The following is a 23451-nucleotide window of genomic DNA, read 5'->3' on the forward strand; positions in this document are numbered from 1 at the left end:
GTATCGTGATCGTAATTACAAATACCTACAAGGTCAAAAAAAGACCTTGCAGGAAATTAAAAACACCTATTACTTACTAACCACTTAAACTATACTTATGAAAACAACAGAAGACAGAATTCAGGAATTGATTAACGATTGGATCACGAACCCAAGATGGAAAGGTGTTGAACGTCCTTACACTGCGAGTGAAGTTGTGACGCTTCAGGGATCGTATAAAATTGAGCATTCTATTGCGAAAATGGGTGCAGAGAAATTATGGAAAAAGTTAAAAAGTCAGGATTATGTAGCTGGTTTGGGCGCGTTAACTGGAAATCAGGCGATTCAGGAAGTTGATGCAGGTTTGGAAGCGATTTATTTAAGCGGATGGCAGGTTGCTGCTGATGCAAATCTGGCGGGAGAAATGTATCCTGACCAATCACTTTATCCGGTAAACAGCGTTCCGATGGTGGTAAAAAAGATCAATAATGCTTTATTGCGTGCTGATCAGATTCAAACTGTAAATAAAATTGAAGATAGAAAAGATTATTTGGTTCCGATTGTAGCTGATGCGGAAGCAGGTTTTGGCGGCAACTTAAATGCTTTCGAATTAATGAAATCGATGATTGAAGCAGGAGCTTCCGGAGTTCATTTTGAAGATCAGCTGAGTTCTGCTAAAAAATGCGGACACTTGGGCGGAAAGGTTTTGGTTCCTACTCAGGAAGCGATCAATAAATTAATTGCGGCGCGTTTGGCTGCGGATGTTATGGGCGTTTCAACTTTAATCGTTGCCAGAACAGATGCTGAAGCTGCTAATTTATTAACGAGTGACGCAGATCCAAGAGACAGGAAATTCTTAACTGGTGAAAAAACTGCCGAAGGCTTTTTCTATGTAAATAACGGAATCGAACAGGGAATTGCTAGAGGCTTAAGCTACGCGCCTTACGCTGATTTAATTTGGATGGAAACCAGTAATCCGGATTTAGAATTTGCGAGAAAGTTTGCAACAGCTATGAAAAAAGAATTCCCGGATAAAATGCTGGCATACAATTGTTCTCCGTCTTTCAATTGGGCGGCGAAATTAACCGTTGCCGAAATGGAAACGTTTAGAGAAGATTTAGCGGCAATGGGCTATAAATTCCAATTCATTACTTTGGCCGGATTCCATGCTTTGAATACAAGCATGTTTGAATTGTCTAAAGCGTATAAAGAACGCGGAATGGCGGGTTACTCTGAATTGCAGGAACGTGAATTCGCTTTGCAGAAAAACGGATTCAGAGCGGTAAAACATCAGGCTTTTGTTGGTACTTCTTATTTTGATGCCGTTCAAAATACGGTTATGATAGGAAGGTCTTCAATAACAGCAATGAAACATTCTACTGAGGTTGAGCAATTTTAATTCAAAAGAAAGGCCAGTTCATTGAACTGGCTTTTTTGTTTTTGCCACAGATTTCACAGATTAAAAGGATTAAAAAAATGTTGCCACGAATTACACAAATTTCCACGAATTTTATTTTAATTTTTAAATCAATTAATTCGTGGAAATTTGTGTAATTCGTGGCTAAAAAAAATCACTTTAATCCTTTTAATCTGTGGCAAAAAAACTTATTTCTTCAAAAGTCGAGCTTTCATTTTGCTAAAAAATTCGGGTGTTACGCCAATGAAAGAAGCGATTTGTTTTTGAGGAACTTTATGAACTAATGTTCCGTATTTTTTAGTGAATTTTTCAAAACGTTCTTCGGCGGGTAAACTTAAATTGTCCATTAATCTTTGTTGATTAGCAACTAAAGAATTTTCAATTAAAATTCTAAAAAAGCGTTCCAGTTTCGGAATTTCAAGATACAATTGTTCCTGATTTTCTTTGGATAACGAAACAACTTCAGCCTCTTCTAAAACTTCAATAAAAAGCTGTCCTGGTTTTTGAGAAAAAAAGCTGTACATGTCGCTCATCCACCAGCCTTCGCAGGCAAATGATAATACATGTTCTACAATATTATCATTGATATTGAAACTTCTTAGGATACCTGAATTTACAAAATACGAATGCTTGCAGACTTCGCCGGCGTTTAATAAAAGCGTTTTGGCTTTATAAGTGTTTGTTTCCAGTTTAGATAAAAAAAGTGCCTGTTCCTCTGGTGTCAGCGAAACGTGTTTTGCAATGTTTTCAAGAATTAATGCCATTATTTTTTATCGTCGATTAAGGTAAATGAAGTTGCTTTAAATCTATCTCCTTTAATTTCTCCCGTAACTAAAGCTTTGCTGATTGCATTGCAAAAACCTTTTTCTGAATGTGCATCTCCATGATCGTGGATAGTTGTTCCGTCAACAAAATAGCTTTTCCCATCAATGCGAACGGCTAAATCACAGCTTTTACCTTTCATTCCGAATTGGCATTCTCCGCATGAAGCTTCTACGATTGTGGGTTTATCAAATTTCTTTTTGCTTTGAGCCTGAACTGCGATTCCAATAAAAAGGAATATCGCTAATAAAATATTTTTCATAGTTAAGAATTTACAGTTATTAATTTCGCCGTTTCTTTGGCGCGTTCGGTTACTTTTTCAATTGGAGTGGCTAATGAATCGTGGCTTAAAATAACTCCCATTCGGCGATAGGGTCTTGAAGTGGGTTTGCCAAAAATCCTAAAATCAGTTTTTGCTAAAGCGGCTACTTTTTCAATTCCGGTAAAAGTTGGGTTTGTAGAATCTTCGGATGCTAAAATTACGGCACTCGCTCCAGCTTTTTCTAAAGTAATTTCGAAAATAGGAAGACTTAAAATCGCTCTTAAATGCAATTCGAATTCATTAAAATTCTGAGTTCCTGCCAAAGTTACCATTCCGGTATCATGCGGACGCGGAGAAAGTTCAGAGAAATAAACGCCTTCTTTAGTTAAGAAAAATTCAACACCAAAAAGCCCGGCACCGCCAAGCGCTTCGGTAATTTTTTCGGCCATATCCTGCGCTTCGTATAAATCGGCTTCAGAAACTTGTGCCGGCTGCCAGCTTTCCTGATAATCACCGCGTTCTTGTCTGTGGCCAATTGGAGCACAAAACAATGTTGGGTTATTATTTTGAGTAATCGTTAAAAGCGTAATTTCTGAATGAAAATCTACAAAAGCTTCCACAATTACTTCAATGACATCACCGCGAGAACCCGCTACGGCGTATTGCCATGCTTTCTCAATATCGCTTTCAGTTTTGATTGTTGATTGCCCTTTTCCTGACGAAGACATTAATGGTTTTACTACGCAGGGAATTCCAACTTCCTGAACGGCTTTTTGTAGTTCTTCTGCTGATGTTGCGTATTGGTATTTGGCTGTTTTTAAGCCTAATTCTTTTGAAGCCAAATCACGAATAGCTTTACGGTTCATAGTAAAGTTTGCCGCTTTCGCTGAAGGAACAACAGTGATGCCTTGTTTTTCGTAATCGTAAAAGCGTTCGGTTCGAATGGCTTCTATTTCAGGAACTATAAAATCGGGTTGGTGTTTGGCTACGATTCGGTCAAGAGCTTCGCCATCAAGCATATTGATAACTTCAAAACCATGAGCAACCTGCATGGCTGGTGCATTTTCGTAACTGTCAACTGCAATTATGGTTTGTCCGATTCGTTGTGCGGCAATGACAAATTCTTTGCCTAATTCGCCTGAACCTAGGAGTAGTATTTTCATTTTTTTTAATTTAAAGTTTGGTTGTTTTGGCTCGCTTTTACAATAATTAAACTGCTGATAAAAGTTAGAATTATTAATACGAATGAGAGAAATAAGATCATTAGTATTGAAAACAAAACTTGATAAGGAATTTGTGTGTTAATTACTGATGAAATTCCGTTTACGAATATTCCAATAAGATATATTATAAAAAGAGCTATTATAATTTTTGAACTTACTCCAAAAGAAAATTGGGAACAAGCTTTGAAAAAATGTATTTGATTTAGTGATGGACTTATTTTTTTTGCGGTATTCCAAAATAGAAAAACTATAAATAATGGAAATAAAATACCCCAGAAAATTGGATTCCAAAAAATGCCGAAACTGCATATTTGTATACATTGGAAAATGAAATAGCTTTCAGAAAAAATTAACAAAGGAAAAAAAGCGCATACAAAAACTCCAGCAATGATGGCATATTTTTGAATGTTTTTGTTCGATTCCATTTAAATTAATTTAAAGAGTAAAGATAAATAAAATGAGATTTATTCTAACGCTGATTTTGGAGATTCAGGAGATTTTTAATTTTGAATTGCCTCCAGCTTTCGCTGGAATCAGTGAAATGGATTAAGTTAGGGCTTTAGCCAAATGCTTAATTTGGCTAAAGCCAATATAGAATTGTTATTTTAACCTCCAGCTATAGCTGGAGGCAATCTAAAAAAAACTATTTTATTTTTAAAACGAATTTTCTCATTCTACGGTTTGCGTGAGGAACGCGTCAAAAATATTTTATGACGGAATTTTTTGTTAATAATTATAAGATAACTTCAACGCTGGCTGATTTGAAACTTACTTCAAACCCATTCTATATTTATATATTTGCCAGCTTATAAATAAAACCCCAAATAATGAAAATAAAATTTCTTTTAATGATGAGCGCTTTGTTCATTACATCAGCAGTTAGTTCTCAAATCGTAATATATAGGTTTGGATTAGGACAGCAAAAAGCAGATGCTGTAATTTTTAAAAAAGACAAACAAACTGTTAGCGGTATAGTTCATTTTCCTGATTTTGAAGATAAAAAGGTAAAAATTAAAGTAGGCGAAAATAATGAAAAATATGCAGCAAGCGAGATAGATTCAATTCAGATTTTTGATGCTGATAAAAAATTATCTTATACTTTTTTATGGACGAAAACAAAAGAATACAAAAAGAAAGGTACAGAATTTAAGGTGAAGAAGGAAGGCTGGCTGTGTAAAACGATGAACGGAAAAGCTTCTTTGTATTTAGGTGGTTTGGAATACGGAATAAAAAATGTTAAGGTTAAAGATGAAGAGACAAACGAAAAGATAAAAGAAGCCAAAATGCAAGTGGTTAGCAAACAAGTTAATCATTATTTAAAAAGAAGTAATGAAGATTATCCTATATTAGTTTCTGTAAGTTCAAATGCTCTTTCTGCTGGATATAATGCTTTTTTTAAGCACTTTGGTGTTTATTATTTTAGTGACAGTCCGGAAATTGCTAAAAAAATTGAAGACAAGGAATATAAATATGATGACATTGAAAAGGTTGTGAATTTATATAATGCGAAACGACAGAAAAAAGCGGAACCAAAAGCAGAGTCCAAAAAAGAATTAAAAGTTTCAAAAATGAAGATTACGCCGCCAAAGGCAGAATCAAAAACGACTAAAAAGAAATAAGAAAATAAAAAGCGATACTTTATGAGTATCGCTTTTTTGTTCTTAATGAAAATGATCTTCTTCAATTTCAAATTCGGCATCTTTTTCCCAAATTTCCATTTCGCAGGGTTTGCAGTTGAATTTTAGTTTATATTCAAGTTCTCCCTGTTTTAGTACTAATGGTTCTTTTACCTTGACACCTACTATATCTTTTTGGTGTATTGGACATTTTTTTAATTCGTATTTGATGCAATATTTGGTTGTCATTACACGAGATTTTCCTGGATCCCATTGTAATTCGAATGCTTTTTCGATTTCGGTTACACCGTGACGTTCGTAGAATTTACGAGCCGTTTTGTTCGAAACATTGTACATGAAATCTAATTTGGTTTCAGGATACGGATGTGATGTTTTTACCAATTGATGTTCCTCGCGTTTGTAATTTGCCAAACGAATTTCAGTCAATTGATCGTAAACCGTTCTTCGCATTTCGTTGATTTTTGAAATAGGAAGGAACCAGTTTTGAGAAAACATAATATTGATTTCATCAGCAGTGTAAGGTGTGAAACCTGTTTTTGCCAATTGCGTTTTGATGTTTTCTTCTATGGATTCGCCAGTTTTTGTCTGTTCTTTTGCGTGCTCTAAATTTACAATGCTTACATTTCCGTCTTCATCGGTTGCGATTAATTCGAAACCAGTTTCAGTTTCAGTAAGTAATAAAGTGGTGCTTAATTTACGAACAGCACTATCTTCTCTCTCCACAATTTTGATGAAAGCAGCGTCGTTATTTCTGTAGATAAAAGTTCCGTCTTTTACTTCTTTTAAAACGTTCGGGTAAATTTTACCGTTTTCGGCTTTGTTTACGTAAATTCCGTCAGCTTCATTATTTTCGTTGATGAAACAAAGTCCGTCACCGTTGTTTAGTAACTCACCGTTTTCGATTTCGTAAGCGTTTCCAATAGTTCTGATTAATTTACCAATATATTGACCTTTTGATTTTGGACTTTCCCAAGAACCAATAGAGCTGTGTCTTTCGTTTACGAAATAATCCGTATAACCACGATTGAAGGTTCTATTTAAAGAAGAATCAAAAGTGTAAGTACATTTTCCAGAAGAAGCTTTTGTGTATTTATCGCTTCCTGCGCCTTCTAAAAAGCTGTCAAGTTTCTGGCGTAAATATGAAACATTATTTTTAACATAAACCACATCTTTTAAACGGCCTTCAATTTTAAAAGAAACGATTCCGGCTTCGATAAGATTTGGAATTTGCTCCGAAATATCTAAATCTTTTATAGAAAGTAAGTGGCTGTTTTTAATTAATGTTTCTCCGTTTCCGTCGATTAAGTTATAAGGTAAACGGCAGTTTTGTGCGCAAGAACCACGATTGGCGCTGCGTTCTCCGTTTGCCACACTCATATAACAGTTTCCGCTGAAGGATACACATAATGCACCGGTTACGAAAAATTCTAACTCAACATCCGCTTCGTCGTAAATCGTTTTAATTTGATGCAGGTTTAATTCACGCGCTAAAACCACACGTTTGATTCCGGCATCTTTAAGGAATTTAATTTTATCGGCATCACGGTTATTGGCTTGTGTGCTGGCGTGAAGTACGATAGGAGGAAGCTCCATTTCCATAATTGCCATGTCCTGAATAATCAGGGCGTCAACACCAATTTCGTACAATTCCCAGATCATTGCACGACAAGTTTCTAATTCGTTGTCGTACAAAATGGTATTCATAACCACAAAAACCTGTGCGTTAAATAAATGCGCATATTTTACTAGTTCAGCAACATCTTCAATAGAGTTGTTGGCATTAGAACGTGCTCCGAATTGCGGCGCACCAATATATACAGCATCTGCACCACTATTTATGGCAGCAATTCCTCCAATTAAATCTTTAGCAGGAGCTAATATTTCGATTTTCTTCTTCATTTCTAAAACTTTAGACTTTTGTGGTATTCCCGAAAAAAAGTGTGCAAAGGTCTTATAAATTATTTGAGTTTGCTAATGATGAAGGGATTTTTTTGAAATTGTTAACTTAATATGGAATGATTTAATTTTGCATTCTTTTCAACGTATTAATCCTGATAGCAATCGGGACCTTGTTGTAAATGAATAGTTCCTTAGGAAGTATAACCCAAAAAGAGCCAAAGGTTCGAAATAAATTGTAGAGACTGATTTTAATCTGCTCATGAATATTGATGATAAAAAAAAACCGCTCAATCCGAAGACCAAGCAGTTTTAAAAAAAAGCATGAACCAATCGATTAGTTTGCTCTCATTTTAATTTGTGATAAAGTATTTTGAATACTGTTTAATTGTTTCGAAACAATTGAAGTCTGACTGTATTCGAGATGGTTTTCTTCGAGTGCTTTTTTATATTTTTCAATTGCAGCTTCTTCACCAGTAACGCAGGCATTAATGATTGCTTCTGTATCTCCGCCTGTGAAAGATGATTTAATATCAATCCAAGTACGGTGTAAAGCTCCAAGTGGCCCGCCGCCGGAAGTATCTGTTGATTTTCCAAGTTTATTGATTTCGTCTTGTATTTCTACAATAAATAAGGCTCTTTCACGCGCATATTCAAGAAAGTCAGTTTTCATTGCTGGGTTTTCTACATGCTCCGCTGCATTTGTATATCCTAGTTTTCCGTCTTCTAGAATTGAAATTAATCCTTCTAAGGTTTTAACTGCTTCTTTTGTGGTTTCATCTGTATGTATCATGACTAATAGTTTTTAAATTAATACATTACAAAGTTGGCGATTTCTAAAGTGTTATGTTTTACAGGATTATATCTGACGTTTATAATATTGTGGAATGGGAATTTTGAAAGTGCTCGTTTATTTATATTGCAGATTCAGCATGTTTTTTATTTGAAAAATGAATTTTCTTATTTTACGGTTTGCGTGAGGGATAGGAGCGGCATCCTTTTGTGGTGGGGTTCACCACAAAAGATAGAGTGGATAGCCCGGCCGTAGGACACGCCCATATAATTTAAAAACTTACATTTTGTAACCTTTAGTTGGTAGATGTCGTCAAAACTTTTGTCAATCAAATTAAATCATCGCAAAATGAAAAAAATCTTAACATCGTTTATTATTCTATTTATAATGGCTTGTTCGGGCTTGTCGGCTCAGAATTTAGAAACTAAAATAGAGTTTAATTACCTCAAAGTTTAAACCTGAAAATCCGAGAGCTGTTTTTCTGGCGGTTAAGAAAGGAAAAGTGGTGTATAGAAAAGCTTTTGGAATGGCTGATTTAGAAATGAATATTAGAATGAAACCTGAATTTGTTTTTGAAATTGGTTCGATGACCAAACAATTTACGGCTGTTTCTATTTTAATGCTTGCTGAAAAGGGGAAACTTAAACTTGATGATGAAATTACGAAGTTTATTCCGGATTATCCAATTAATGGAAATGTGGTTAAACTGCATCATTTGCTGACGCATACTTCAGGAATTAAAGATTTTACGAGTATGAAATCAATTAAAGATATTGCAAGACGGGATTTGTCGCCTAAAGAATTAGTAGATTTTTTTAAGAATGAGCCTATTGATTTTAAACCCGGCGAACAGTATAAATATTGCAATTCCGGCTATGTGCTTTTGGGATATATTATTGAAATAGTGTCAGGACAAACTTATGAGGAATTCATAACCCAAAATATTTTTAAGAAAACCGGAATGGAAAATAGTTATTATGCAAGTCATGATAAAATTATTAAAAACAGGGTTTCAGGCTATCGTGACAAGAATGGATATGTAAATACAAATTATATTAGTTTTTCTATTCCGTATGCTTCAGGGGCGATAATGTCTACTGTAGATGATTTGCTGAAATGGCAAAATGCAATAAATACGAATGTATTATTAAGTCCGGCTTATACTGAAAAAGCTTTTACAAATTATCAATTAAATAACGGAACAAATATAGATTATGGATATGGCTGGCATTTGGAAAAGGTAAAAAACAAAACAATCCACGAACATGGCGGAAGTATTTTCGGTTTTAAATCTATGGGAGTTTATGAACCAGCAGAACAGGTTTATGTGATTGGCTTGAGTAATTGCGAATGTAATTCTCCAACTTCAATTACAAAAGGTATTGCAGCTCTTTTAATTGACTAAATAAAAAAGGGTGTTTTTAAAACACCCTTTTTACTTCATATTATATTAGCTAATTATACAGTCAAAGCTTCTTTGATTCTGCGTAATGCTTCTTTTAAAATATCGTTGCTTGTTGCGTAAGAGAAACGAATACAATTTGGATTTCCGAAAGCATCTCCTGTTACTGTTGCAACATTTGCTTCGGCCAAAAGGTACATCGAAACGTCGTTTGCATCTTTAATTTCAGTTCCTTTTAATGTTTTTCCGAAGAAAGAAGAAACGTCTGGGAATACATAAAATGCACCTTCCGGAACGTTGATTTTTACTCCCGGGATTTCTTTTAATAGTCCAACAACTAAATCTCTACGACCATGGAAAGCCTGAACCATTTCGTTTAATACACTTGGGTCAGCATCTACAGCTGTAATTGTAGCTCTTTGTGCCACAGAGTTTGCTCCGGAAGTTACTTGTCCCTGAATTTTTGTACACGCTTTTGCGATAAATTCTGGAGCTCCGATATATCCAATTCTGTATCCAGTCATTGCAAAAGCTTTTGCAACTCCATTTACTGTGATTGTTTTTTCTAACATTCCCGGAATTGAACCGATACTGCAGAAAGTTCCTGAGAAATTGATGTGCTCATAAATTTCATCTGCAACTACGTAAATATTTGGGTGTTTTTCTAAAACTTTTGCAAGCGCTGTTAATTCTTCTCTGCTGTAAACAGATCCTGAAGGATTACAAGGAGAAGAAAACCACATCATTTTTGTTTTTGGTGTGATTGCAGCTTCTAATTGTTCTGGTGTAATTTTAAAATCTGTTTCTACAGAAGTTGGAACTTCAACCGGAACTCCGCCAGAAAGTTTTACGATTTCAAAATAAGAAACCCAGTATGGTGCTGGTAAAATAACTTCGTCACCATCATTTAACATTACCTGTGCAATGTTGTATAAAGATTGTTTTGCTCCTGTAGAAACTACAATTTGAGATGGTTTGTACTCTAAATTATTGTCTCTTTTAAATTTTCTGCAGATAGCTTCTTTTAAGTCTTGGTATCCATCAACAGGAGAATAAGTACTGTAATTATCGTCAATAGCTTTTTTTGCAGCTTCTTTAATAAAGTCAGGTGTATTGAAATCGGGTTCACCTAAACTTAAACTGATAATGTCTTTTCCTTGAGCTTTTAATTCTCTTGCCAAAGCGGCCATTGCTAATGTTTGTGAAGTCGCAAGGTTGTTGATTCTGTCTGAAAGAATATGGTTCATTATAAAAATTTTGAATGTCCTTAATCGCAGCTTTTAATTAAGGAAGGTTATTATTAATAGATTTTTTTAGTTTAAACAGATAATTCAGGTTTTATTCCCAATTCGCGTAAATGCTTGAAGTGGGCAATAATAGCACTTCGCATTGTTTTGTATTCATAATATGGTAAGTTGCATTCTTTTGCAGTTTCCTTCACGATTTTTGCAATTTTACCGTAATGAATGTGACTGATATTTGGAAAAATATGATGTTCAATTTGATGGTTTAATCCGCCTGTATACCAGTTTACGATTGCATTTTTAGGAGCAAAATTGGTTGTAGTATACAATTGGTGAATAGCCCAGGTATTTTCCATTTCTCCTAATTCGTTTGGAGAAGGATTAGTCGTATGATCTACAACATGCGCCAGCTGAAATACAATGCTTAAGATTAAACCTGCTGTGTAATGCATTAAGAAAAAGCCCAGAAGAACTTTCCACCAGGAAATTCCAATTACAATTGGTAAAACAATCCAAATTGACACATAAATCATTTTAGTGATAATAAGGGTTGTCCATAAAATTTTAGAACTTTTTGGCTCACCATAAGAAAGTTTTCTTTTAAGATAATTACGCATTTGCTTAAAATCAGTAGTTAATGCCCAATTGAAAGTTAATAATCCGTATAAGAAAACAGAGTAATAATGTTGAAAGCGGTGAAAACGATGCCATTCTGCATGTTCTGTAAACCGAATAATTCTTCCTGCATCTAAATCCTCGTCATGTCCGGGAATATTAGTATAAGTATGATGAAGTACATTGTGCTGTACCTGCCAGTTGTAAACATTTCCGGCCAAAACATAAATTGTTCCGCCCATGAATTTATTGATCCAGCTTTTATTTGAATAAGAACCATGATTTCCGTCATGCATCACATTCATACCAACGCCGGCCATTCCCACTCCCATCACAATTGATAGTAATAACATTAACCAAAAAGGCATGTTAAGAGTAAGAATTAAAAAATAAGGAGTTAGAAAAACAGCAAATAGAATAACAGCTTTTAAGTGCAGCTTCCAGTTTCCAGTTTTCTGGATGTTGTTCTCCTTGAAATAATTGTTAACCCGAGAGTTAAGTGTTCTGAAAAACTTCAGATTGTCTTGCCTTGCAAAAGTTGGAGCAGTGTTATTCATAATTGTTTTAAATAGTTTTCAAAGGTAATTATTATAAATTCTCAATTTGCAAAATTGAGTTAAATATTTCAATCGTAAAGTAGTACTTTTGTTAAAAATTTACTGCAATGGATGAGATATTGAAATATTTTCCCAATTTGACCGATCTTCAAATCGAACAATTTCAAAAATTAGACTTTTTATACCACGATTGGAATGAAAAAATCAATGTAATTTCACGTAAAGACATTGATTCATTATATACAAAACACATTTTACATTCTTTAGGGATTGCTAAAATCATGAAATTTGAGCCCGGAGCAACTGTTCTGGATGTTGGAACGGGAGGCGGTTTTCCCGGCATTCCGTTAGCGATCCTTTTTCCTGAAACCCGTTTTTATTTAATTGATGTTATTGCAAAAAAAATAAAAGTAGTGCAGGGTGTTGTAGATGCATTAGAATTAAAGAACGTAAAAGCAGAACAAAAACGTGCCGAATTGGTTAAAGGTGATTTTGATTTTATCGTAAGTCGTGCCGTAACCAACATGCCAGATTTTGTTTCGTGGATTCATGATAAAATTAAAAAACAGCATAAGCACACTTTAAAAAATGGAATTCTTTATTTAAAAGGCGGTGATTTAGCCGATGAATTAAAGGATTTTCCAAATGCAACATTATATGATTTAACCACAATATTTGACGATGAATTTTTTGAAACTAAAAAAGTGGTTCATCTTCCTTTAAAGTTTAAACCTTAAATCAAATAACCCGGCAGAGTTTAACCTGACCGGGTTATTTTTTGAAAAAAAGCTATTAAAGTTTAAGAGGCCTTCCTGGAAAAATCTAAGAAAGGATTTGATTTTAGGTCTAAATTATCTATGAAATTATGAATTGCATTTTCAGATGCTTCAAGACTATATTTGAATTCTGAATCAAAGAAAAACTCACGGCAGATCACAGGTTCGGTTGATGAATCATAAACCGCTTCAGCCATCTCGTCTAAATCTTCATTTTTATAAGGGCATGGATATAAACGCACCAGTTCTGTTATAATTTGATTGAACCATTCGTCAAAATTTTTCTTTTTTGGAGTTATGTGACGTGCTAATAATACTAACCCAACAAGTTCGTGTTGTAAAAAGTAAGAACCTTTTCTATATAATACATCAATCATTCTTACATTCATTAGTGCAATCCATAATGCACCATTTACTGAACCGGAGGCCGATATGTCAAGATTTGTATCGAATAGTAATGGATTAGTCTGTTCGCGATTGTTTACAGAGCACCAAAGCGCTTCGATGCGTTTTTGAGTATCGTTAATGGTTTGAGTGTAACCTGTAAATCTCCAATATACCCATTCTAAAAGTGCAGCCGATAATCCAATTGAAGCCTTATGATTAATTTGAATTAAAATTTTTTCTAATTCATCATTCCCTTCTAAAGGATCTAAAAGATGATCAATTTTCTTTTTTGTCCATTTAAAATTAATAGCGTGACCAATACTTTTTGATTCTGAAATTATTTTCGGAACGTTATTTAAATTTCTCATAACTCTAAATATTTGTTTGTTTTTTTGATTTTTTATGAGACAAATTTAGAGGGATGCTTTTTCTTTTTGTGGAGGTAGAAGTTTTAAAAGTATCAAAATAAGCTTTTTTTGAAACGCATTGTATTGAAAATTAATATAATAGGAAAAATATTACAATATAATTATTTGCAGGTTTTAAATACCAAATACTTATTTTTTTAAATTTAAATTCAATTAATTTTTAAGAAAATTATGTTTCGTAAATCTTTTTTTGAATCTGATAGTCTGTCTGGTTTTAAAGTGCTTAATATGAATAGAATACTTTTATGAATTATTTTTTTTAAAACAATTTAAAATAGGAAGAAGAGTAATTCTGTTTAAAAAGAAAACTTTTTTATTAATCCATAAATCATAAAAAACAAAACCGGAAATCTCAATTGAAATTTCCGGTTTTTTTATAATTTAAACTCTAAAATGAGATTAACCTAAGAAAGGATATCTGTAATCTTCCGGAGTTACAAAAGTTTCTTTAATTGTTCTTGGAGAAGCCCAACGTAATAAGTTCAATGCAGAACCTGCTTTATCGTTAGTTCCAGAAGCTCTTGCACCGCCAAATGGCTGCATTCCAACAACTGCTCCGGTTGGTTTGTCGTTAATGTAGAAGTTACCAGCAGCATTTTGCAATTTCGTAGCAGCTACTTCAATAGCATAACGATCCTGGCTGAAAACAGCTCCGGTTAAAGCATATTCAGAAGTAGTATCAACTAATTCTAATGTTTCTTCCCATTTAGCATCTTCGTAAACATAAATTGTGATTACTGGTCCGAATAATTCGGTTTCCATTGTAGTATATTTTGGGTTTGTAGTTACAATAACCGTTGGCTCAATAAAGTAACCTACAGATTTATCGTAATTTCCACCAACAATAATTTCAGCGTCAGCATCTTTTTTAGCCTGGTCAATATAACTAGCTAATTTATCAAAAGAACCTTCGTGAATAACAGCTGTAATAAAGTTTCCAAAATCTTCTGGAGAACCCATTTTCATGGATTTTACATCAGCAATCAATTGTTCTTTTACAGCTGGCCATAAACTTTGCGGAATATAAGCTCTTGAAGCTGCAGAACATTTTTGACCTTGAAATTCAAAAGCACCACGAGTAATACCTGTAGTAACTTGTTTCACATTTGCGCTTGGGTGTGCAATGATAAAATCTTTACCTCCAGTTTCACCAACAATTCTTGGGTATGTTTTATAATTATGAATGTTCGCTCCAATTTTTGCCCAGATATCTTTAAATACATGAGTTGAACCTGTAAAGTGTACACCAGCAAAATCACGGCTTGCTAAAACAGTATCTGTAATCATTAAAGCATCACCAAAAACTACATTGATCACTCCGTCAGGAACTCCAGCTTCTTTGAAAACATCAATAATGATTTTTGCAGAGAAAACTTGGCTGTCACTTGGTTTCCAAATCACAACATTACCCATCATGGCAGCACTTGCAGGAAGGTTTGCAGCAATAGCAGTAAAGTTGAAAGGAGTAATAGCATAAACAAAACCTTCAAGAGGTCTGTATTCTACACGGTTCCAAACAGTAGAATCTGATTTTGGCTGATCGTTGTAGATTTGAGTCATAAACTCAACATTGTAACGTAAAAAGTCAATTAATTCACAAGAAGCATCAATTTCTGCCTGATGAATATTTTTAGATTGACCAATCATAGTTGCAGCATTAATACGTGCTCTGTAAGGACCAGCGATTAATTCAGCAGCTTTTAAAAAAATAGCAGCACGTTGTTCCCATGCCATATTTGCCCATGCTTTTCTTGCTTCAAGAGCATTGGCAATCGCTTTTTCAATATGTTGTTTTTCAGCTAAATGATACTTTCCAACTACGTGTTTGTGATCATGAGGAGCTGTGATATTTCTTGTGTTTCCAGTTTTGATTTCTTCGCTTCCAATATACAAAGGAACGTCAATTTGAGAATTCCACAATGTTGTGTACGCTGCTTGCACAGCTGCTTTTTCTGGTGAGTTCGGTGCATAAGCTTTTACAGGCTCGTTTACCGCTTTTGGTACATGAAAGAATCCTTTTAACATGGGATAAATTGTTTTAAAATTTACGAATTGTTTAATTTTCTACAAAAGTACAAATGATAATTTGATTAAATCACAATACAATACTAAAAAGTTGTAATTTAATAAACTAATCAGCTGAAGTTGTAAATCATAACTTCTTATAAACGTTTAAATTTGAGATACTTCTGAAAAGAAGTTTTAAATGTATTACTATGAAAATCCCCCTTTTAGCTTTTAATGACAAAGGTATTTACTGCCAGCAGGCAGATGTATATCTTGATCCGTGGCGTCCTGTAAAAAACGCCATAATCACACACGGGCATGCCGATCATTCGCGCTGGGGGCATCAAAATTATATTACGCATCACACCAATATTCCCATAATCCGACATCGTTTGGGAGAAATAAATGTAACCGGAAAAGAATGGGGAGAAACCTTTGTAATCAATAATGTAAAATTTTCCCTTCATCCTGCCGGACATATTATTGGGAGTTCTCAAATAAGAGTAGAACATAAAGGCGAAGTCTGGGTTTTTACGGGAGATTATAAAACGGAAGACGACGGAATTTCTACGCCGTACGAAGTCGTAAAATGCGACACTTTTATAACCGAATGTACTTTCGGACTTCCAGCTTTCAATTGGACGCCTCAAGCCGAAGTTATTACAGAAATCAATAATTGGTGGGCAGAAAATAAAGCCGAAGGCAGAACGTCAATTCTCTTTGGATATTCTTTAGGAAAAGCACAAAGACTTTTAAAATACTTAGATACTGATATTGGAAAAATATACACGCACGGCGCCATCGAAAACATGACAAATGTTTTACGCCCAATGGTTTATTTTCCTCCAACCGAATTAATTACCAGAGAAACCAAAAGAGAAGCCTTATTAGGAAATATTGTTCTCGCTCCACCAAGCGCGCACGGTAGTACATGGATTAGAAAAATGACGCCTTTTGTAACGGGTTCAGCAAGCGGATGGATGGCGTTTAGAGGCGCAAGACGAAGACGCGCGATTGACAAAGGCTTTGTGTTAAGCGATCATTGCGACTGGCATTCTTTATTGGAAAGCGTCAAAGCAACGGGCGCAGAACGCGTAATATGTACGCACGGTTATACTGATATTTTTGCCAAATATTTAAGAGAATTAGGGTACGATGCCAGAACAGAAAAAACACAATATGAAGGAGAAACTGCTGAAATGGAAAAAGATGAAAAAGAAGTAGATCAAAATGAAACTTCGATTATTTCTGAAAATTAATAATAAAAAAATAACACATAGAAACATAGTTTTTCTTTGTGCGTAAAATCTAGATTTTTCTAAGCTCTTTTTTAGAATTAAACCTATGTTTCTATGTGTTTAAAAACTATACGCAATGACTTTAAAAATAGTATGATGTAAATGAAAAATTTTGCCCAACTTATAAAAACGCTTGACAGTTCTAACAAAACGAACGTAAAAGTCGATGCCCTGACGACGTATTTTAAAAATGCATCGCCGGAAGATAAAGTATGGACTATTGCGATTCTTTCACATCGTCGTCCGGCGCGACCGGTTAATACTACTTTGCTTCGTCTTTGGGCAAATGAACTGGCGAATATTCCGTTATGGCTTTTTGAAGAAAGTTATCATATTGTAGGAGATTTGGCCGAAACGATTGCTTTGATAATTCCGACAACAAAAGAACATTCCGATAAAAGTTTAACCGAATTTCTACAGGAAATTATCGCTTTAAAAAAGAAAACCGATTCAGAAAAAAAAGAATATCTACATGAAAACTGGGTTGCCTTAAATTATTACGAACGTTTCGTTTTTACCAAATTGATTACCGGAAGTTTTAGAATCGGCGTAAGCCAAAAATTAATGACAAGAGCTTTATCAAAAGCAGAAGATGTGGATGAAGATGCCTTGGCGTATAAATTAATGGGAAATTGGAATCCCAATACAATTACATTTCAGGAATTGATTCTCGATGAAAAAAGTTCCGATTATTTATCAAAACCATATCCTTTTTATCTCGCATATCCAATTGAAGGTGAAGTCGAAGATTTAGGAAATCCCGAAGATTGGTCAATCGAACATAAATGGGACGGAATTCGTTCGCAAACCATCATTCGCGATGATGAAATTTACGTTTGGTCAAGAGGCGAGGAGCTGGTTACCGATAAATATCCAGAGTTTAAATCTTTTGTTGGACTTATACCAAACGGAACTGTAATTGATGCCGAAATCTTGGCTTTTCCCGAAAAAGAAATCGGAACTTTTAATGATCTGCAAGCCCGAATTGGGCGTAAAACTATATCGGCAAATTTGCTGGAAAAAGTGCCTGTAATTCTAAAAGCGTATGATATTTTAGAATGGGAAGGAAAAGATATTCGAAATTTACCATATATCGATAGAAGAAAATTACTGGAAGATTTATATGAAGAAATAAAAGATTATACAACTTCTTTTCAGCTTTCAAAACGGGTTGCTTTAACTTCCTGGGAAGATGTAACGAAGGAAAGAGAACGCGCCCGCGAAATGAAAAGCGAAGGTTTGATGATAAAACGCAACAATTCTCCGTACCAAGTTGGAAGAAAAAAAGGCGATTGGTGGAAATGGAAAATTGAACCTCTAGTAATTGATGCCGTTTTGACTTACGCAATGCGCGGACACGGAAGAAGGTCTAATTTATTTACCGATTATACTTTTGCGCTTTGGCAGAATAATGAAAAAGGAGAAAAAGAATTAGTCACTTTCGCGAAAGCGTATTCCGGTTTAACTGATGCCGAATTTAGAAAAGTAGATGATTTTATAAAGAAGAATACTTTAGAACGATTTGGCCCAGTTCGAAGTGTTACGCCAAAATTAGTTTTTGAAATTGGTTTCGAAGGAATTTCTCTTTCGAAAAGACATAAAAGCGGAATCGCAACAAGATTTCCAAGAATTTTAAGATGGCGACAAGACAAAAAAATAGAAGAAGCCAATTCTATTGAAGATTTAAAAAATATGATTTCGTAATATATTGAAATAATTATGATACAGTTTAAGCCACGAATTACACGAATTTTCACGAATTAATTTTACACAACGATTTGTGAAAATTTGTGTAATTCGTGGCGAAAAAAATCACTTTAATCTGTAAAATCTGTGGCATAATTCAAAAACATAATAATGAATAGGGACGAATTATATGTATTAGCCGAAAACTGGTTTAAAAGTCAGGGATGGAAATCTTTTCCATTCCAGACGCAAACCTGGACTGCTTTTCTGCAGGGAAAAAACGGTTTATTAAACGCTCCAACCGGAAGCGGGAAAACCTATGCCTTATGGTTTCCTGTAGTTCTCGATTACATCAAAAAAAATCCCGATTACAAAACAAAACACAAGTCAGGATTAAAAGCAATCTGGATCACGCCTTTACGAGCACTTTCTGTAGAAATAAAACAAGCAGCAGAACGAATTATTACAGATTTAGATTTGCCGTTAACCGTTGGAATTCGTTCCGGAGATACTTCACAGAGCGAAAGAGCGAAGCAGAAAAACAAAATGCCCGATCTTTTAATCACAACACCCGAAAGTTTACAGCTTTTGTTAGCATCAAAACAATACGAAAAAACATTTGCCAATTGCGGTGCCATTGTAGTTGACGAATGGCACGAATTAATGGGCACCAAACGCGGCGTGCAAATGGAATTGGCGCTTTCGAGATTAAAAACAATTGCGCCCAAAATGCGAATCTGGGGAATTTCTGCCACGATTGGAAATCTCGAATTAGCACAAGAAGTTTTGTTAGGTCATGATACGGAAGCATATAAAAACTCCATTTTAATTAAAGCACATATCAATAAAAAAATCAAGATCGAATCGATTCTGCCAGAGAAAATGGAAACGTATCCGTGGCGCGGACACATGGGTTTGCATTTAATTGATGAGGTTGCCAAAATCATCCGAAGAAGTAAAACGACTTTAATTTTTACGAATGTACGCTCGGCTTGCGAAATTTGGTTTCAGGCTATTTTAGAAAGATATCCGGAGTTTGCCGGAGAAATGGCGATGCATCACGGAAGTATCAGCAGAGAAACCCGTTTGTGGGTGGAAGACGCGATTAGAAACGAAGAATTAAAAGTGGTGGTTTGTACTTCGAGTTTAGATCTTGGTGTTGATTTTGCGCCAGTTGAAACGATTATCCAAGTTGGCGGACCAAAAGGTGTTGCCAGATTTCTGCAGAGAGCGGGAAGAAGCGGACACCAGCCGGGAAAAGAGAGTGTGATTTATTTTCTGGCTACACATGCAATGGAATTAATTGAAGCTTCGGCATTAAAAAAAGCCGTTGCTAAAACCGTTGTCGAAGACCGAATGCCGTATTTAAACAGCTGGGATGTTTTGGTACAATATTTAAATACACTCGCCGTTTCTGACGGATTTTTTCCGGATGAAATTTATGAAGAAGTCAAAACAACATTCTGTTATCACGATATAACCAAAGAAAACTGGAACTGGATTTTAAATTTCATTACCAACGGAAGCCAGAGTTTACAAGCCTATGATGAATTTAAAAAAGTAGAAATCGAAGAAGACGGACGCTTTAAAATCAACAGCCGTTTTATTGCCATGCATCACAGAATGCAAATGGGAACTATTGTGGGCGATGCAGTTTTAAACGTGAAATTTTTAGGTGGAGGATTTATAGGAACGGTAGAGGAATGGTTTGCTTCAAAATTACAGCGAGGCGATGTTTTTACTTTTGCCGGAAGGCGGCTCGAATTGTTTCAAATTAAAAACATGCAGGTTTTAGTTCGAAAAGCCGATCCTAAAAAAACGGCACGAGTGGTAAGCTGGATGGGAGGTAGAATGACATTATCGGCACAAATGAGTGAATTGCTTCGGGAAGAATTATACGCCGCAAATACGGAACATTTATCTCCCGAATTAAAAGCCTTAAAACCTATTTTTGACAGACAAAGAAAAGAAAGTATTGTACCCAATAATGAAGAATTTTTAATTGAAACCTTTAAAACTAGAGAAGGTTTTCATGCGATTTTTTATCCTTTTGAAGGCCGATATGTTCATGAAGCAATGGCAAGTTTAATTTCCTATAGAATCAGTTTATTGTCACCAATTACATTTTCACTGGCATACAACGATTACGGATTTGAATTACTTTCTGATCAGGAAATAGACATGCAGTCTGTTTTTGATAATAATTTATTTTCGACAGAATATGTACATCATGATTTGCAGAAAAGTTTAAATTCAACCGAAATGGCACGACGAAAATTTCGGGATATTGCCGTAATCGCAGGTTTGGTTTTTACAGGAATGCCCGGAAAACCAGTTAAAACAAAACATTTACAAAGCGGTTCTCAATTGCTTTTTGAAGTTTTTCGAGATTATGAACCCGATAATTTATTATTACAGCAGGCTTTTATCGAAACCTTTGAACATCAATTAGAAGAAGGACGTTTGATTCAGGCAATGGAAAGAATAAATAGTCAGAATATTGTCTGGAAACAGTGCAAGAAACCAACGCCGTTTAGTTTCCCGATAATTACAGATCGTTTACGGGAAAAAATATCTAGCGAAACGCTTCAGGAAAGAATAAAAAAAATGACGGCAAGTTATATGAAATAAAAGAGCATGAAAATCAATATCAACAATCAAAATTTTACATTACATCAATCCGGCGCCGCTTTTTGGGAAGAAAAGAAAATACTCTTTATTTCTGATTTGCATTTGGGGAAAATTGCGCATTTTAGAAAACATGGAATGGCAATTCCTGAAAAAGCTGTTTTGGAAAACTTTGCTAGATTAAATGAAGTTTTGAGCTTATTCGATGCTGAAACTATTATTTTTCTTGGCGATTTATTCCATAGTAAAATCAATAACGAATGGAACTTTTTTGCAGATTGGACTAAAACGGTTTCTCAGCAGATTATTTTGATTGAAGGCAATCACGATATTATCTCAAAAAAAAACTACACTGATTTAAATATTGAAATTTATGAAGAATTAATAATCGATGATTTTCTCCTGACGCATCATCCCACAACACGAGAAAACTTTTTTAATTTTTGCGGACACATTCATCCCGGAATAAAACTAAAAGGATTAGGCAGGCAATTTTTGAGTTTGTCCTGTTTTTTTAGAAAAACACATCAGATGATTTTTCCTTCTTTTGGAGAATTTACGGGTAATTTTTACTTGATTCCCGAAGAAAACGACCAGGTATATGCCATTACAAAAGAAGAAGTAATAGAAATAAAACGTTAAATTAATTTAAAGCAAATGGTGCACACATTCTAAAAGTAGGTACAATTACTTTGAATGTTTTGGTTGTAGTGAAATTGATCATATTAAAATGACCTTTCATAGCACCATAAGGAGATGATAGTAAACAACCAGAGCTGTAAGTATGATTTTCGCCTGGCTTTAAAACTGGTTTTTTTCCTATAACGCCTTCACCGTCAACAATATCCAAATCATTTAGAGAATCGAAAATTTCCCAGTGGCGAGAAGTTAACTGAACAGAATCTTTACTGTGATTTTCTATTGTAACCACATAACTAAAAGCAAAGTGAATCTTATAGTTCTTGAAGTAAGTTCCTTCAAAACTAGTTAAAACCGATATTTTTATGCCTCGTGTAATTTGGGAAACCATACTAACCTAGTAAATCTGTGTGCGTTATAGGTACAAAGCTACGAAAAAAAACTATGAATCCTAAAACCTTAACAATGTTTTAATTAACGATGTTTATTGAGTTTGCATTGCCTTTTCCTATAACTCTTTGATAACGATCTGTACTTTCTCTGTAATAAACTAATATAGTGTACTCATTTTCTGTTTGATAAAAATTGCCGTCAATAGCATTTTCAAAATCAATATTTCCTTTTTTATCGGCCACTGTATATTGAAAGTTAGTGAAACCCTGCTTAATCATTACTGCTTTTTCAAACACTGCTTTATCTGTATTATAATCCATTTTATACTCTGGCGAAAGGCTGTAATTATTGAACATTCCGGTAATATAAATGTCTTTGTTAAGTCTGAAAGCCGGTGCCGAAAGTGTAAAATAAACCCATGCATAATCAGCTTCTATACTGTTGTCTGAGCCATTTATATTCTTCACAACAAAATTTCCGTTTACATCCTGATAATTGGTGTAAATCTGATTTCCTCTTGCTGCATTTGTGTACAAATAAGCATTATAAATATCATTGTTAGAACCAATTTTTCCAACATTATTATTTGCTGCGCGAATATCTTTATTTTCAAAATATAAAAATTCATTACCACCCCAAAATTGCGTTTCTGCATCGTATTTATAAACAAGCTGGTTTCCAATTGTGTATTGCGGTGCAATGTTTTTAATAGCAGTATTAAAATTTCCGTTTTGCAGTAAAACTAATTTTACATTCTGCGTTGGCGTCTGAAAAGTAATATCATTTGAAGCGATGGTAAAATCCAGATTCTGTTTGTATTCAATATTGCTGAGGTTTCGGCTTCTTTTTACCTGCGCAGCAACCGTACAATGTTCTTCATACACAATAAATTTTCGGGATAAAACGACTTCTTTATCTTCATTTAAAATCTTCAGAATATAATTTCCGGATAACCTGATCTGCGTTGTAAATTGATTTGGAAACGGAAGACGGTAATGTGAATAAACCTGAAGTGTATTAAAAGAATTAGAATAATCTGTAATTCGCTGGCCGTCAAAACCTCTCAAATAATCTGTTTTCGGAATATCGCTTGGTTTCCAATTGTAATCGCAATGCGTGATTTCAAAATAATAATTGGCTTCATTTCCAAACAAATCATCAAATTGAAATTCAAACGTAGAATTCAGTTCAAAGATCGGAACAACATTATTGCCATTTTGAACAAAAGTTACAGTTTTGATATTGTAAGGAGGAACTACTTCAGTTTGTATTTCCTGGGCTTTCGCCGAAGTAAAAATAAAAAGCGCAATTAGGCTTTGATATAAAAATTTTGGCATCTTATTACGTTGTAAGATTGTAAAT

Annotated in this window: 19 protein-coding genes; 8 read left to right on the forward strand and 11 right to left on the reverse strand. The window is 34.6% G+C overall.

Annotated features, from left to right (window positions below; genetic code table 11):
- Window positions 1-97 precede the first annotated feature (97 nt).
- On the forward strand, window positions 98-1378 hold the full coding sequence (aceA, locus tag L1276_RS11315; RefSeq protein ID WP_253787800.1) for an isocitrate lyase: 1281 nt from the start codon (window positions 98-100) through the stop codon (window positions 1376-1378).
- A 206-nt stretch (window positions 1379-1584) separates the two neighbouring features.
- On the opposite strand, the gene L1276_RS11320 is transcribed toward aceA, so the two are convergent.
- From L1276_RS11320 to purT, 3 genes are read right to left on the reverse strand one after another with little or no spacing between them, the layout of a single operon-like run.
- The gene (locus L1276_RS11320) at window positions 1585-2160 is read right to left on the reverse strand and encodes a Crp/Fnr family transcriptional regulator (RefSeq protein ID WP_073407828.1); all 576 of its coding nucleotides are present in this window, start codon (window positions 2158-2160) and stop codon (window positions 1585-1587) included.
- Entirely contained in the window at window positions 2160-2480 is a 321-nt protein-coding gene (locus tag L1276_RS11325) for a DUF6370 family protein (RefSeq protein WP_253787802.1), read from the reverse strand. Before L1276_RS11325 ends, L1276_RS11320 begins: the two co-directional genes overlap by 1 nt.
- Before the next feature lie 2 nt (window positions 2481-2482).
- Window positions 2483-3643, reverse strand: coding sequence for a formate-dependent phosphoribosylglycinamide formyltransferase (gene purT, locus L1276_RS11330; protein WP_253787804.1), 1161 nt, complete (start codon window positions 3641-3643; stop codon window positions 2483-2485).
- A gap of 887 nt (window positions 3644-4530) precedes the next feature.
- On the opposite strand from purT, the gene L1276_RS11335 reads away from it, so the two are divergent.
- Entirely contained in the window at window positions 4531-5322 is a 792-nt protein-coding gene (locus L1276_RS11335; RefSeq protein ID WP_253787806.1) for a hypothetical protein, read from the forward strand.
- Between the two features lie 42 nt (window positions 5323-5364).
- Here the strand turns inward: L1276_RS11335 and L1276_RS11340 are convergent, their stop codons facing one another.
- On the reverse strand, window positions 5365-7239 hold the full coding sequence (locus L1276_RS11340; RefSeq protein WP_253787808.1) for a U32 family peptidase: 1875 nt from the start codon (window positions 7237-7239) through the stop codon (window positions 5365-5367).
- Window positions 7240-7573: 334 nt separating this feature from the next.
- The gene (locus tag L1276_RS11345) at window positions 7574-8029 is read right to left on the reverse strand and encodes a PA2169 family four-helix-bundle protein (protein ID WP_253787810.1); all 456 of its coding nucleotides are present in this window, start codon (window positions 8027-8029) and stop codon (window positions 7574-7576) included.
- Between the two features lie 526 nt (window positions 8030-8555).
- Between L1276_RS11345 and L1276_RS11350 the strand changes: the two genes are divergently transcribed.
- On the forward strand, window positions 8556-9434 hold the full coding sequence (locus L1276_RS11350) for a serine hydrolase (RefSeq protein ID WP_253787812.1): 879 nt from the start codon (window positions 8556-8558) through the stop codon (window positions 9432-9434).
- A gap of 53 nt (window positions 9435-9487) precedes the next feature.
- Here the strand turns inward: L1276_RS11350 and L1276_RS11355 are convergent, their stop codons facing one another.
- Together L1276_RS11355 and L1276_RS11360 are read right to left on the reverse strand one after the other, a co-directional pair.
- A complete protein-coding gene (locus L1276_RS11355) occupies window positions 9488-10678 on the reverse strand; it encodes a pyridoxal phosphate-dependent aminotransferase (RefSeq protein WP_056204664.1) in 1191 nt (396 codons plus the stop codon).
- A gap of 71 nt (window positions 10679-10749) precedes the next feature.
- Window positions 10750-11847, reverse strand: a complete 1098-nt coding sequence (locus L1276_RS11360; RefSeq protein WP_253787814.1) for an acyl-CoA desaturase — start codon at window positions 11845-11847, stop codon at window positions 10750-10752.
- Window positions 11848-11954: 107 nt separating this feature from the next.
- Between L1276_RS11360 and rsmG the strand changes: the two genes are divergently transcribed.
- The gene (gene rsmG / locus L1276_RS11365) at window positions 11955-12584 is read left to right on the forward strand and encodes a 16S rRNA (guanine(527)-N(7))-methyltransferase RsmG (RefSeq protein WP_253787816.1); all 630 of its coding nucleotides are present in this window, start codon (window positions 11955-11957) and stop codon (window positions 12582-12584) included.
- A gap of 62 nt (window positions 12585-12646) precedes the next feature.
- Here the strand turns inward: rsmG and L1276_RS11370 are convergent, their stop codons facing one another.
- Window positions 12647-13378, reverse strand: a complete 732-nt coding sequence (locus tag L1276_RS11370) for a hypothetical protein (protein WP_253787818.1) — start codon at window positions 13376-13378, stop codon at window positions 12647-12649.
- A 459-nt stretch (window positions 13379-13837) separates the two neighbouring features.
- Window positions 13838-15463 (reverse strand): L-glutamate gamma-semialdehyde dehydrogenase, encoded by a 1626-nt coding sequence (gene pruA / locus L1276_RS11375; protein ID WP_253787820.1) that lies wholly within the window; start codon window positions 15461-15463, stop codon window positions 13838-13840.
- Between the two features lie 191 nt (window positions 15464-15654).
- On the opposite strand from pruA, the gene L1276_RS11380 reads away from it, so the two are divergent.
- The 4 genes from L1276_RS11380 to pdeM all read left to right on the forward strand — a co-directional run bounded on the left by L1276_RS11380 (window position 15655) and on the right by pdeM (window position 21699).
- Window positions 15655-16704: a ligase-associated DNA damage response exonuclease gene (locus tag L1276_RS11380; RefSeq protein WP_253787822.1), complete on the forward strand. Its 1050-nt coding sequence runs from the start codon at window positions 15655-15657 to the stop codon at window positions 16702-16704.
- Window positions 16705-16845: 141 nt separating this feature from the next.
- A complete protein-coding gene (locus tag L1276_RS11385) occupies window positions 16846-18447 on the forward strand; it encodes an ATP-dependent DNA ligase (protein WP_253787824.1) in 1602 nt (533 codons plus the stop codon).
- Between the two features lie 153 nt (window positions 18448-18600).
- The gene (locus tag L1276_RS11390) at window positions 18601-21060 is read left to right on the forward strand and encodes a ligase-associated DNA damage response DEXH box helicase (RefSeq protein ID WP_253787826.1); all 2460 of its coding nucleotides are present in this window, start codon (window positions 18601-18603) and stop codon (window positions 21058-21060) included.
- Window positions 21061-21066: 6 nt separating this feature from the next.
- The gene (gene pdeM, locus L1276_RS11395) at window positions 21067-21699 is read left to right on the forward strand and encodes a ligase-associated DNA damage response endonuclease PdeM (RefSeq protein WP_253787828.1); all 633 of its coding nucleotides are present in this window, start codon (window positions 21067-21069) and stop codon (window positions 21697-21699) included.
- A gap of 1 nt (window position 21700) precedes the next feature.
- Here pdeM and apaG read toward each other — a convergent pair whose 3' ends face one another.
- Window positions 21701-22087, reverse strand: a complete 387-nt coding sequence (gene apaG, locus L1276_RS11400) for a Co2+/Mg2+ efflux protein ApaG (protein WP_012023834.1) — start codon at window positions 22085-22087, stop codon at window positions 21701-21703.
- A 79-nt stretch (window positions 22088-22166) separates the two neighbouring features.
- A complete protein-coding gene (locus L1276_RS11405) occupies window positions 22167-23426 on the reverse strand; it encodes a DUF5103 domain-containing protein (RefSeq protein WP_253787830.1) in 1260 nt (419 codons plus the stop codon).
- Window positions 23427-23451: the final 25 nt, after the last annotated feature.

It is taken from the genome of Flavobacterium sp. HSC-32F16 (genome assembly GCF_024171645.1).
Taxonomy (GTDB): domain Bacteria; phylum Bacteroidota; class Bacteroidia; order Flavobacteriales; family Flavobacteriaceae; genus Flavobacterium.